The organism is Phormidium yuhuli AB48 (assembly GCF_023983615.1).
GTDB classification, from domain to species: domain Bacteria; phylum Cyanobacteriota; class Cyanobacteriia; order Cyanobacteriales; family Geitlerinemataceae; genus Sodalinema; species Sodalinema yuhuli.
Genome location: NZ_CP098611.1, coordinates 3,989,863 through 4,001,286 on the forward strand (window position 1 = coordinate 3,989,863; position 11,424 = coordinate 4,001,286).

The 11,424-nt window shown below is 53.0% G+C and carries 13 protein-coding genes and 1 tRNA gene; 7 read left to right on the top strand and 7 right to left on the bottom strand.

All coding sequences use genetic code 11. The annotated features are described in order from the left end of the window. Positions 1-70: 70 nt before the first annotated feature. Entirely contained in the window at positions 71-730 is a 660-nt protein-coding gene (locus tag NEA10_RS17100) for an SDR family oxidoreductase (protein ID WP_252662559.1), read from the top strand. A 6-nt stretch (positions 731-736) separates the two neighbouring features. Here NEA10_RS17100 and aroF read toward each other — a convergent pair whose 3' ends face one another. The 4 genes from aroF to NEA10_RS17120 all read right to left on the bottom strand — a co-directional run bounded on the left by aroF (position 737) and on the right by NEA10_RS17120 (position 3,271). After that, on the bottom strand, positions 737-1,792 hold the full coding sequence (gene aroF / locus NEA10_RS17105; RefSeq protein WP_252662560.1) for a 3-deoxy-7-phosphoheptulonate synthase: 1,056 nt from the start codon (positions 1,790-1,792) through the stop codon (positions 737-739). A 456-nt stretch (positions 1,793-2,248) separates the two neighbouring features. After that, a complete protein-coding gene (locus NEA10_RS17110) occupies positions 2,249-2,743 on the bottom strand; it encodes a PAM68 family protein (protein WP_252662561.1) in 495 nt (164 codons plus the stop codon). Positions 2,744-2,794: 51 nt separating this feature from the next. Next, entirely contained in the window at positions 2,795-3,064 is a 270-nt protein-coding gene (gene rpsO, locus NEA10_RS17115; RefSeq protein WP_252662562.1) for a 30S ribosomal protein S15, read from the bottom strand. A 63-nt stretch (positions 3,065-3,127) separates the two neighbouring features. After that, entirely contained in the window at positions 3,128-3,271 is a 144-nt protein-coding gene (locus NEA10_RS17120; RefSeq protein ID WP_252662563.1) for a hypothetical protein, read from the bottom strand. Between the two features lie 160 nt (positions 3,272-3,431). On the opposite strand from NEA10_RS17120, the gene psb27 reads away from it, so the two are divergent. From psb27 to NEA10_RS17150, 6 genes are all read left to right on the top strand, one after another. Next, on the top strand, positions 3,432-3,827 hold the full coding sequence (gene psb27, locus NEA10_RS17125; protein WP_252662564.1) for a photosystem II protein Psb27: 396 nt from the start codon (positions 3,432-3,434) through the stop codon (positions 3,825-3,827). A gap of 101 nt (positions 3,828-3,928) precedes the next feature. Beyond that, entirely contained in the window at positions 3,929-5,482 is a 1,554-nt protein-coding gene (locus NEA10_RS17130; RefSeq protein WP_252662565.1) for a family 10 glycosylhydrolase, read from the top strand. Between the two features lie 111 nt (positions 5,483-5,593). After that, positions 5,594-6,226: a DUF488 domain-containing protein gene (locus tag NEA10_RS17135; protein WP_252662566.1), complete on the top strand. Its 633-nt coding sequence runs from the start codon at positions 5,594-5,596 to the stop codon at positions 6,224-6,226. 54 nt (positions 6,227-6,280) lie between these two features. After that, positions 6,281-6,727, top strand: coding sequence for a DUF488 domain-containing protein (locus NEA10_RS17140; RefSeq protein WP_252662567.1), 447 nt, complete (start codon positions 6,281-6,283; stop codon positions 6,725-6,727). 29 nt (positions 6,728-6,756) lie between these two features. After that, complete coding sequence (locus NEA10_RS17145) at positions 6,757-7,422, top strand: dual OB domain-containing protein (protein WP_252662568.1); 666 nt, start codon at positions 6,757-6,759, stop codon at positions 7,420-7,422. A gap of 80 nt (positions 7,423-7,502) precedes the next feature. After that, complete coding sequence (locus tag NEA10_RS17150) at positions 7,503-9,266, top strand: CHAT domain-containing tetratricopeptide repeat protein (protein ID WP_252662569.1); 1,764 nt, start codon at positions 7,503-7,505, stop codon at positions 9,264-9,266. Between the two features lie 279 nt (positions 9,267-9,545). Here NEA10_RS17150 and NEA10_RS17155 read toward each other — a convergent pair. The 3 genes from NEA10_RS17155 to NEA10_RS17165 form a co-directional block, all read right to left on the bottom strand. Then, positions 9,546-9,618: transfer RNA gene (locus NEA10_RS17155), tRNA-Ala, on the bottom strand. A 40-nt stretch (positions 9,619-9,658) separates the two neighbouring features. Next, positions 9,659-10,384, bottom strand: a complete 726-nt coding sequence (locus NEA10_RS17160) for an HAD family hydrolase (RefSeq protein WP_252662570.1) — start codon at positions 10,382-10,384, stop codon at positions 9,659-9,661. A gap of 188 nt (positions 10,385-10,572) precedes the next feature. Then, the gene (locus tag NEA10_RS17165; RefSeq protein WP_252662571.1) at positions 10,573-11,424 is read right to left on the bottom strand and encodes a class I SAM-dependent methyltransferase; all 852 of its coding nucleotides are present in this window, start codon (positions 11,422-11,424) and stop codon (positions 10,573-10,575) included.

Here is an 11,424-nt window from a genome sequence, read left to right on the forward strand (position 1 = left end):
GTAGGGTCTGCTGGGAATTTCTTACACTAGATTGAGGAAACGTTCATATTGGGAGTGAAACTCGATTATTATGGCAACTTATTTGGTAACGGGGGCAAGTGGTGGCATTGGATGTGAGTATTGCCGCCAGTTGAAAGAGCGGGGGGATGAGGTGATTGCGGCTTGTCGTGCGAGTTCTCCTGACTTGGATAAGTTGGGAGTTCGGGTGGAAACGGGGGTCGATATTACCTCAGATGCGGCGGTGCGGGGTTTGGCGGCTCGCTTGGCTGGACAACCTCTGGATGTTCTCATTAATAATGCTGGGGTTCTGCAATCGATTCCTCTGGATCATCTCGACTTTGATTCGATCCGTTATCAGTTTGAGGTGAATGCGATCGGCACGTTACGGCTGACTCAGGCACTTCTGCCGAATCTGTCTGAGGGGTCGAAGCTGATTCTCATGACCAGTCGCATGGGCTCCATTGGTGACAATACCTCGGGGGGGTCCTATGGTTATCGAATGTCCAAGGTGGCGATGTCCATGGCGGGGAAATCGCTCTCCCATGACCTTAAACCCCGGGGCATTGCCGTGGCGATTCTACATCCGGGGTTGGTGAGTACCCCCATGACCAACTATACGGGAATTCCCCCAGCGGAGTCCGTTGGGGGATTATTGCAGCGAATTGATGAGCTTACCCTCAAGACGACAGGCCAGTTTTGGCACGCCGATGGGGAAGTGTTGCCCTGGTAGGGATGATTACACCAAGGCCGCTTCCTTTTCCCAGCGTCCCACGGCATTACCAATCACAGCAAGTTCGCCCATGAGGGTCTCGAATTCCTTGGGGGTGAGGGATTGAGCGCCGTCGGAGAGGGCTTTTTGAGGATTGGGATGGACTTCAATCATCAGAGCATCAGTTCCGCCAGCGATCGCCGCTTTGGCCATGGCCGGGACGAGGGGGGCCCAGCCGGTTCCATGGCTGGGATCGATGGTGATGGGGAGGTGGGTGAGGGTTCGCAGAACCGGGAGGACAGATAGATCGAGGGTGTTGCGGGTATAGCGGCGATCGAAGGTACGAATGCCCCGTTCGCAGAGAATGACGTTGGGGTTGCCAGCAGCGAGGATGTATTCAGCGGCCATGAGCCATTCTTCAATGGTGGCGGAGATACCGCGTTTGAGAAGAACAGGTTTGTCTTGGGCGCCGATTTTTTTCAGGAGGGCGAAGTTCTGCATATTGCGGGCCCCCACTTGCAGGACGTCGGCCACCTCGGCGATTTTCTCGATGTCGTCGGCATCCATGACTTCGGTGATGATGCCGAGTCCAGATTGTTCTCGGGCACTGGCCAGGAGGCCCAGGGCGCTTTCCCCATGACCTTGGAAGGCGTAGGGGGAGGTGCGCGGTTTGTAGGCTCCTCCCCGCAGGAATTTGGCGCCGGCGGCTTTGACGCGCAGGGCGGTTTCGACAATCATCTCTTCACTCTCGACGGAACAGGGACCGGCGATGGTGACGACGGGCTGATGTTCTCCGAAGAGGACGGGACCCTCGGGGGTGGTAACGGAGATGTCGCTGGGTTCTCCGTGACGGAATTGGCGACTGGCCCGTTTGAAGGGTTCTTCAACTCGCAGGACTTGTTCAATCCAAGGGCTGATTTCTTGTAGCTGTAAGGGGTCGAGTTCGGCGGTGTCTCCCACTAAGCCGATGACGACTTTATAGCGCCCGAAAATGGTTTCTGGGGTGAGTCCCCGGGAGGACATCTCTTGGTTGAGGCGATCGATTTCCTCTTGGGGGGTCCCCACTTTCATAACAATGATCATTCAGGTTTTCTCCTATAACACGATGTTCTGGGATGATAGCTAGCCAAGTCCCAATTCAGTCCGCTGATTAGCACGGCATATTTCTATTCTAATGAAGCTCACCCCACCTGCCTTTGATTGACCTCGCTGTTCCTCGTGACTTGGCTCCTCCCCGGTTCCTCGTGACTTGGCTGGAGCCAAGTCATGCTCTTGGGGAGGCTCTGCCTCCCGAGTACAGGCGGCAGAGCCGCCGACAGTCCATGTCATGGCAGAGCCATGACACGAGGAGGGACACGAGGAGGGAGAGGAGGGACGAGGGGAATTCCCCACCTGCTGCCTATTGCCTGTTGCCTGTTGCCTTCTTTTCCCCAGTTTTTTGTCCTATTTAGATGAATTGTGTCAATAAAAAAGAGGTCAGTCTCGCAACTCACCCCTTGCCGTTGGCCATGACTGCACCACAGCTCATCTCGGTCATGTTTATTCCTTCTTCCAGGCTTGTCGCATTCGTCCAAAATTCGTTTGGAACTCTCGCCACCCCAGTTTGCTGCCGGGATCGTCTTCATCCCAGGAGGCAGAGAGGAGTCCGTAGCTTAATCCTAGAACTCCTAAGCCAAATAAGCCACTACTGACAAGTAGGACAGCGATGCTGGGGAGGGGGAACCACTCTTTTTGAATGATAAAGTAGCTCCCGAGGAGGCTCAGGACGCCCAGGCTGGTGGGAGTTCCACTGAACAGGGCCATGCGCGTGATCATCCGACGACTCACCGCTTCGGGGATGGGCTGTTTTTTGACGCTCGGGGTCTTACGGCTTGAGGCTGGGCTGTCGCTGGTTTTGCTGGAACTTGGGGAAGCGGCGGACTGGGAGCTAGAGGCCCCCGAGTCCCCTTGACTTGGGGATTTGGGGGCTTTGTCTTTTTTGCGCTTCTTTGCCGGTTCGAAGGGCAGGCGATCGCGGGAGGAGTCGGAAGCCATGGTTGGGTGGTGAAGATAACGGCAAGGGAACAGCAGGGGGAGGCCAGGAACTTAACCGCGAATCCCGAGGCGGGTGATTAGGTTGCGATAGTCCTCTTCGCTTCTTTTGCGGATATAGCCAAGAAGGCTTTTGCGCTGACTAATCATTTTCATGAGTCCACGCTGGGAGGAGTAGTCTTTTTTATTGCTGCGCAGATGCATACTGAGGCGATTGATGCGCTCAGTCAGCATGGCAACTTGAACTTCCGCTGACCCCGTATCGGTGTCGTGGGTCTGGTATTGGGAAAAGATTTCTTGCTTTTCAGTTTGGGTCAGAGACATAAGATCGGTTTAGAGGCTCGGTTAACTCAGCAATTAACCAATATAGCACAGGGGGTTAAGGGGTTAACGTTGTTCGCGCTTTTCGCGATCTTGGCGACGGCGATCGCGCCATTCGGCAAAGGTGAGATAGGTAATGCCGCCGGTGACGAGAGCCAGGAGAACGAGGGCAGCCACGGCGAGGGCGGTAAAAAGGGGGGGGTTAGTCATGGCAGAGCAACGACAGAGGACGAACAGGGGATAGAGATGCTTGTAGGCATTATGCCATTGACCTGGGGAACCGGTGAAGCCAATTCCCGTCAAGCAGGGATGATCAATCTCACGGTAGGATTGTAAAGATTGAAATTTGTCTATTCCTCGGTAACTTTTTATGAATCGATTAGTCTCACGCCTTTTGGCCCTCTTACTGGTTGCGGTGGTCGGACTCACCGGCTGTTCCGCTGGGTCTAACTTAACCGGAGACTATCGCCAAGATACCTTGGCGTTGGTAAGCAGCTTGCGGGAGGCCATTGAACTTCCTGAGGGAACTCCCGAGAAGATGGACGCGCAAGCGGAAGCCAAAACCCGTATTGATAACTTTTTCTCTCTCTATCGCCGGGATTCCTCAGTTTCCAGTTTGCCTTCATTTACCACCATGCACACGGCGTTGGATGCCTTAGCGGGTCATTACCGCTCCTATGGCAACCGTCCTCTGTCTAACAAGCTCAAAACTCGTTTAGAACAAGAATTTAAACAAGTTGAGATGGCTGTGCAACGAGGTCGATGAGGCGCTAGACTCAGGGCGATCGCATCGTTTTGGACGGATTAATCCTGCGATCGCCTGCATTTGGGATTAACGTCGTTTCCTCCACAGTTAAGTTAGGCCCTATGGTAGCCCTGTTTTCTGCCTGTTCCTCCACCTCATCGAGGCTGGTGACCCGTTTAGGAGGTGCCGTCTCTGCTGGCGCCTCAGCCCGAGTGTCCTCGATGGCGTTGACCCTATTTCTGGGACTGGGACAGGTTCTTGTGAGTTCTGGGGAGGCTCAGGCTCAGTTTCGCCCCTCCAATCCCTGTCATCTCCCGAGTGAGGCGATAGTGGAAACGGAAACTTTACGTCAGGCCGGACTCCAGGGAGATGCTGAAGCGCAAGCACAGTATCGTCGTCTGATTCAAAACCACGCCACTGAATTAGAAGCCTGTCGCCGGCAGAATTGGCCACAAAACCTGGCCCTCTGGTTACGACTGTATCCCTGCGATGCTCGGCCGGGGGTCTTGGATGCCGTCCTCGATCGCATCGTCAGTCGTGGCTATAACGAGGTGTATGTGGAGGTCTTTTATGATGGACAAGTCCTCTTACCCCTCAATGATAATCCCACGGTTTGGCCCTCGGTGGTGCGATCGCCCGAATTGGGAGATCATGACTTGTTAGCGGAGGTGATCCGTAAAGGTCATGAACGAGGACTCAAGGTTTATGCTTGGGTCTTTACAATGAATTTTGGCTATTCCTACGGACAACGGGCCGATCGATTCAATGCTGTGGCCCGCAATGGTGCTAATGAGTCCACCCTCAACCGGACGCGGCCGGAAGGGACAGTCTATGACCGAGAACTCCATAGTTACGCCTCCCAGACCTTTATTGACCCCTACAGTCCCGAGGCCCGGCGGGATTATGAATGGCTCCTCAACGCAATCCTGCAACGGCAACCCGATGGAGTCTTGTTTGACTATGTTCGCTATCCTCGTCTTCCCGGGGGAGATTCCGTCGCCAGTAATGTCCGGCAACTCTGGATTCATGGCGAAGCCTCTCGCAATGCCTTGTTAAACCGCTCTCGTAACGGTCTGGCCCGTGGATTATTGGAGCGCTATTTACAACAAGGCCATTTAAGTAATGGTGATGTGCAAGAGATTCGTAACCGTCATCCCGGCGATGAGGAACCTCGCTGGCAAGCCGTGAGTCGGCCAGCCTCGTCCCTACAACAGTATCTCTGGAATTTGACCGTAGCTCATGCGGTGCAGGGAATCCTCGATTTTGTTCATCGTTCCGCTGACCAAGTGAGTCGAAATAACATTCCCTCAGGAGTGGTATTTTTCCCCAATGGCAATAAACCCGTGGGGGAACAGGGATTTGATTCCCGTCTGCAACCCTGGGACCGCTTTTCTCCCTCCATGGAGTGGCATCCGATGGTGTATGGGGTTTGTGGGGATACCAGTTGTTTAACAGACCAAATGGAACGGGTGATGGCTTTTGCCTCAGAGGAAACCCGCGTGGTTCCGGCCCTAGCTGGGGTTTGGGGCCAGCCAATGACGAATCGCCCCTCTCTGGAGACTCAGATGTCTGCGATTCGTCAAGTTGCCCCTGGGGTAGATTCCATGAGTCATTTTGCCTATTCGTGGCAATTTCCTGAATCAGACCAGGAACGGAAAACTTGCCGGATGCGCTAACTCAACTTAGATGTTGACAGACCCAAAGCCATCTTTCATAATCGAGTATGGCTTGGGTTATCTGCCAACAGCTTGGTTTTCCCTCAGCCATTTCCGCCTCTCGGACGAGCCATGGAACTTTTCAGCATTGGACATTCCAACTCCCAAATTGAGGTCTTTTTAGGTCTTCTCCAACAGCATCAGATTACTGCCTTGGCTGATGTGCGATCGTCTCCCTATAGCCGTTTTTTACCCCACTTCAATCAGGAGTCGCTGAAGTCGTCCTTAGCAAAGGTGGGAATTCACTATGTCTTTTTAGGAAAAGAACTTGGGGCAAAACCGAGCAATTTAGCCTGTTATGTGGGGAATAAGGCTCGGTATGACAAAATTGCAGCCACGGAGGAGTTTCAACAGGGACTGGAGCGACTGGTGAGGGGATTGCAGCGCCATCGTATTGCAGTCATGTGCGCTGAGAAAGACCCTCTCACCTGTCATCGCGCGATTCTGGTCTGTCGTCAGGCTCAACTGCTCAATCCTGAGATTACGATCCATCATATCCTCCAAAGCGGCGAGTTAGAATCTCAGCATCAGCTCGAAGAACGACTCCTGATTAAACAAGGATTTCAGGCCGTCACCAGTCAGCCGATACCGGTAGTGCAACTGTCTCTGTTCACGACTCCCGAAGAGACGCTTCCCAGTCGGGAGGAGTGTTTAGCTCAAGCCTATGAACGTCAGGGAGAGGAAATTGCCTATGTTGAGACGTGAGCCGGGGGCAATTGTATCATTTAGTCATCATTCAACCGTATCTCTTAAGTAAGAATGAACGATTCAATTCAACTCTTTACCATTGGCTTTACCAAAAAAGGTGCTAAAACCTTCTTTGAATCTCTGCAAAATGCAGGAGTTAAACGACTTCTAGACATTCGTTTAAACAATGTCTCTCAACTGGCAGGGTTTGCCAAAAAAGCAGATTTAGAATACTTCTTAAAAACAATTTGTGATATTGACTATATCCATCTCCTGGATTTAGCGCCCACCAAAGAAATTGTTGATGAATACAAGAAAAATAAAGGGGATTGGCAACAGTACGAAGTACAGTTTTTAGAGTTAATTCGTCAACGTAAGATTGAAGACAAAGTTTCTCCCGATCTCATTGATGGAGCCTGTTTCCTCTGTAGTGAAGCCAGCCCCAATCATTGTCATCGACGTTTGGTTGCTGAATATCTTAATCAACAGTGGGGAAATGTTGACATTCAGCATCTTTGAAGATGTAACACAGTTGGGCTTATATGGCTATGACAACACTCATTTGCCTTGCGAACTCTTGGAAACATAAAGGACGATGTCTAGCGGGGATTAATCCGGAAACAGGGCAATGGATTCGACCGGTTTCTGACTTAGAAGATGGTCGCATTCCCAAGCGAGTCGGTTCGGTGGATGTGGAGGCGATTAAACTCCTAGAGGTTTGGGAAATTCCTTTGGATGATACAGGACCGGATTTTGGCTTTGCGTCGGAGAATCGACGAATTTTGCCGGGAACTTGGCGAAAGTTGGGGGCAGTGACTGTAGAGGCAGTCTTGCCCTACTGTCAAAATGAAACTGAGATTTTGCATAATAGACGAGCCTATGTGACGATTCCCCAGCTTCAATTTTTGCCGTTTGAGCAACGACGAACGTTGCAGTTAGTGGAGACGCAAGAGTTGATGACGAGTTTGGTCAGAGTCCGTCAACAGGGGGGTCAGCAATGGAAGGGGGAGTTGGTCACTACGGGGGGACGGCGATTGGAGGGACGAATTACAGATCCTGAGTTGGTGAAACGCCTGGATTGGGGCTATGAACCCAGTCCCCATTGTCTGGTGACGGTGAGTTTGGGGATGCCCTGGGTTCCCCCGGATTGGCAGGGAGATGCCCCCTGTTGGAAGTTGATGGCTGGGGTGATTGATGTGGGGAAGAGGCAATAGGCAATAGGCAAGAGGCAATAGGCAATAGGCAATAGCAACGGATATGGGAGAATCAGGGGGGGAGTTGTTGGTTGGCGGTTATGACCAAATTAGTGGTGTTACATCTGATTGGGGATTTAGAGACTCGCGGCTTTGAGGTGATTTTGGAAGTGGGCGAGGTGGGGGTGCGTCCTCAGTTGCGGGTGAAGGGGACGTTACCGGCCAGTCCGGAGTTGGCTGAACGGGTGCGATCGCATTGGCAAGACCATTATCGAACCTTCACACGCTCTCAGACGGCTCGCATTAAGCCCAAGTTGATAGGGATGGGCCATGCGATGGATGCTTGTAAAACTTCGGCAGCCCAGTTAGGACTTGCCTTTCAGCGTTGGCTGACGGGGGAGGGGTTCCAGGCAATTGATCACCGTCTGCGGGAGGTGTTGAGTCTTGAGGATGAGATTCGTTTAGCCATCGCCAGTGAGAGTGAGGGGGTGCGACAACTTCCTTGGCATTTGTGGGAGTTTTACCGCCGTTATGGCAAAACGGAGGTGATGTTTTCCCCGGTAACGGGAAGTCAACCGCCGAGTCCCCCTGGGCAAGGTCCTGGGAGGTTGCGGATTTTGGCGATTTTGGGCAGCGATGAGGGGATTGATGTGGCGGGCGATCGCCGCTTCTTGGAGGGGTTACGGGGGGCTGAGGTCACGTTTTTGGTAGCGCCGAGTCGTCAGATGATTAGCGATCGCCTTTGGGAGAGACCTTGGGACATTCTCTTTTTTGCCGGCCACAGTGAGACCCAGGGCCAGCGCGGCTGTCTGTATCTCAATGCTGAGGAACAGTTGAGCCTGGATGAGTTGCAATATGGTCTGTCGAAGGCGATTCAACGGGGGTTGAGATTGGCGATTTTTAATTCCTGTGATGGTTTGGGCTTAACGACGGCCTTAGATGACTGTGCCATTCCCCAGATGATTGTCATGCGGGAGGCGGTTCCTGATCGGGTGGCCCAGCTTTTTCTGAAACAGTTTCTGGAGCTGTTGTCTCAAGGGGTTCCCTTCCATTTGGCAGTTCGGGAGGCCCGGGAACGGTTACAGGGGATTGAAGATCGCTTTCCCTGTGCCAGTTGGCTGCCAGTGGTTGTCCAACATCCCGATGCGATCGCCCCCCAATGGCCCCTTGAGTCTCAGGGGTTCAGGGACTTGCGGCGCTGGCTCGTTCAACGCTTGCAACGGCGGAGATTGAGCGGGTTAGTGGGGGGGATCGCGATCGCCATGACCGTTTGGGGACGAGCCTCATTGGGAGGCTGGCTACATCAACAGGGGATTACCTTATATCGAGACCATCGCTATGACCAAGCTGAAGACCTCTGGAATCTGACCCTCAAAGTTGATCCTGGACGACGGGCAACACTCTATATGTTGGGTCATCTGCATGAACAGGTGGGAGATGATGAGGTAGCCTTGCAGTGGTACGGGGCCGCCAGCCGCCGGGGACTGCCTCAGGCCTATCGTCGTCAGGCCCAGATGCTGCTGCGGCAGGGAGAGAACATCGATTTTGCCGTGGCCTTAACTGAAAAAGGCTTATCTATCTTGAAACAACACGGGAGTTTAGGCATAGAAGAGATGCGAACAACTCTGGCCTGGGGCTTATGGCAACAGGGACAACGGGCTCAGGCCTATCAGCACCTCGATGCCGTGTTAGAGTCGTCTCATGAGGTTCCCCTAGCCTATTGTTTCTATGGGGCAATGTTAACAGAGGAGGGGTTAGAGGAGGAAGCCCTCCCCTTGTGGCAGTCCTGTCTCGATACGACAGATGTGCGTCATCGGGATGAGGCCTATTGGCACAATCTGGCTCGAATGATACTGAACCGTTAAGGACCATTATTCGGGGAGAGCGGATTTAGGGTCGCCAGAAAAAAATCTGTCGTTCGCGTCAGAGTCATAAATTTCCCAAAAATTGGCGTTCTTATAGTAGAACGCAATACAAACGGGAGATACCTTGATGCGGACTTGGTTGTCACTGCTGTTGGTGTGGGTACTGGTGTTAGGAGGGGTGGTTACGGTGGAAGAGCCTCGATGTGAAGATGTGAATGGGGATGCGATCGTCTGCTAGTCCCCATCAAACCGCTGTCGATGGTAGCGCCGCAGACTCAATGGAGAATAGGGGATTCGAACCCCTGACCTCTGCGGTGCGATCGCAGCGCTCTACCAGCTGAGCTAATTCCCCGAATCGTAATTATTGAAGCTAGCATACTTTTCTTTCAATGTCAAGACCCTGAAGGAGGTGCAGTGGGGCTGGGGTCAAACGCCGCCTGCACCCGGTCCAACTCCAACTCTCCTAACTCATCCACTACCCAATCCACCTGTCGCTGTAACATATGCACTGGATAGGTATTCGCCACCCCCAGCACCTGCATTCCCGCCCGCCGGGCCGCCTCAATCCCCGCCGGACTATCTTCAATGGCCAAACAGTCCTGCGGCTGCAACTCCAACTCAGGATAAAACCCATTCAACTGCTGCACCGCCAACAAATAGCCCTCCGGGTCTGGTTTACTCGTCACCGTATCATCCCCCGTTACGCGAACGGGAAACTGAGACAATAATTCAATCTGGTCCAACACCGTCTCCACCTCTTGCCGCAACGCCCCACTCACCAGGGCTAACTTGAGATGATCCAGCCGTAACTTGAGGATAAAATCAACTAACCCCGGATAAATCGGCAACGTTTCTAACCCCTGAATCCGTTGACGATAGGCCTGAGACTTGCGTTCCATCAACTCCTGCAACGCCTGAGGAGTTAATACCCGTCCCTGACGCTCCCATAACGCCTGTAACCCAGCGCGATCGCTCCGGCCCAAACAAACTTCCTGAATCTCCTCTTTATCGGGTCGTAAATTCTCTGACAACAGCAATTCAGCAATCAACTCCAGATGAATTGCCTCATCATCAATAATGATGCCATTAAAATCAAAAATAACCGCTTTTAATACCATACTTTCTATACCCTTGCTCAACATTAACACCGGGAAAAATCCGACGTAGCCTACTGGCTAAGTGATGCGTTCCGGCAAGTTGAAATCGATGGTTTGAGGTCAATACCTTAACTGATGCCGGAACGCATCCTACCTCCTCTCTTTCTCTGTGTCCTTTGTGCCTCTGTGGTTCCCCCTCCTCCCCCTTCTCAAGCAAACACCATCCCCTCCGACACCGACTCCTCCTCAATCCACTCTTGGCCGGGTATCGGCTTTACTCCCCGGGTCACCTGATGAATCCACCAATGCGTCCGTGTTTCTACAGTAGCGAATCCCGCCTGCCGCATCCAGTCCCCCACATCCTCCTGGGCATACTCAGCAATATAGGGTTCCTCAAACACCTCCATCAACCAGGGGGTTTGCCGTAAACTGGCCTGATTGCCATCAAGAACCACTACCTCCCCACCCACTCGCAGCAAGCGGAAACATTCCCGCAAAATCTCCTGACTCACCGCTGGCGGGGTTTCATGGAACAGTAACGACAGAGAAATCAAATCAAAACTGTTCTCCTCCAATCCCGTGTCCTCCGCCATTCCCTGTCGCCAATCAATCTGTAACCCCTCCCCCGTGGCCTTATGCCGGGCCATCACCAACATATAAGGAGACAAATCCAACCCCACCACCTTCGCCTCAGGAAAGCGACGCTTTAACAACAACGTCGTCGACCCCGTTCCACAGCCTAAATCCAGAATCCGGCGGGGTTGCGATCGCACCGCCTCAATCACCCCCTCCCGGACCCAACCCTCATTGGGGGGCAACACATACTGAGTAATCGGATCATAAGACACCGCCGCCCCCGCATTAAGATAGCCCCCCTCAATGCCATGAAAATTCTGAGAGCGATAATACTCAGGATAGACCCACCCCGGTCGCCGAAAGCGGTCCGCCTCCATCTGCCAATCAATCCGTTCAAACTGGCGTTTCATCGCCTCCCGGTCCAACAGCGGGTCCAGCATCGACCCCAAAAAGCGGTCCCATAACGTCGTTTGTCCAGTCGCCAT

Excerpts from the sequence above, each read along its gene's own strand:
- NEA10_RS17100 (WP_252662559.1), top strand. The coding sequence starts at position 71 with ATGGCAACTTATTTGGTAACGGGGGCAAGTGGTGGCATTGGATGTGAG.
- aroF (WP_252662560.1), bottom strand. The coding sequence starts at position 1,792 with ATGATCATTGTTATGAAAGTGGGGACCCCCCAAGAGGAAATCGATCGC.
- NEA10_RS17110 (WP_252662561.1), bottom strand. The coding sequence starts at position 2,743 with ATGGCTTCCGACTCCTCCCGCGATCGCCTGCCCTTCGAACCGGCAAAG.
- rpsO (WP_252662562.1), bottom strand. The coding sequence starts at position 3,064 with ATGTCTCTGACCCAAACTGAAAAGCAAGAAATCTTTTCCCAATACCAG.
- NEA10_RS17120 (WP_252662563.1), bottom strand. The coding sequence starts at position 3,271 with ATGACTAACCCCCCCCTTTTTACCGCCCTCGCCGTGGCTGCCCTCGTT.
- psb27 (WP_252662564.1), top strand. The coding sequence starts at position 3,432 with ATGAATCGATTAGTCTCACGCCTTTTGGCCCTCTTACTGGTTGCGGTG.
- NEA10_RS17130 (WP_252662565.1), top strand. The coding sequence starts at position 3,929 with ATGGTAGCCCTGTTTTCTGCCTGTTCCTCCACCTCATCGAGGCTGGTG.
- NEA10_RS17135 (WP_252662566.1), top strand. The coding sequence starts at position 5,594 with ATGGAACTTTTCAGCATTGGACATTCCAACTCCCAAATTGAGGTCTTT.
- NEA10_RS17140 (WP_252662567.1), top strand. The coding sequence starts at position 6,281 with ATGAACGATTCAATTCAACTCTTTACCATTGGCTTTACCAAAAAAGGT.
- NEA10_RS17145 (WP_252662568.1), top strand. The coding sequence starts at position 6,757 with ATGACAACACTCATTTGCCTTGCGAACTCTTGGAAACATAAAGGACGA.
- NEA10_RS17150 (WP_252662569.1), top strand. The coding sequence starts at position 7,503 with ATGACCAAATTAGTGGTGTTACATCTGATTGGGGATTTAGAGACTCGC.
- NEA10_RS17160 (WP_252662570.1), bottom strand. The coding sequence starts at position 10,384 with ATGGTATTAAAAGCGGTTATTTTTGATTTTAATGGCATCATTATTGAT.
- NEA10_RS17165 (WP_252662571.1), bottom strand. The coding sequence starts at position 11,424 with ATGGCGACTGGACAAACGACGTTATGGGACCGCTTTTTGGGGTCGATG.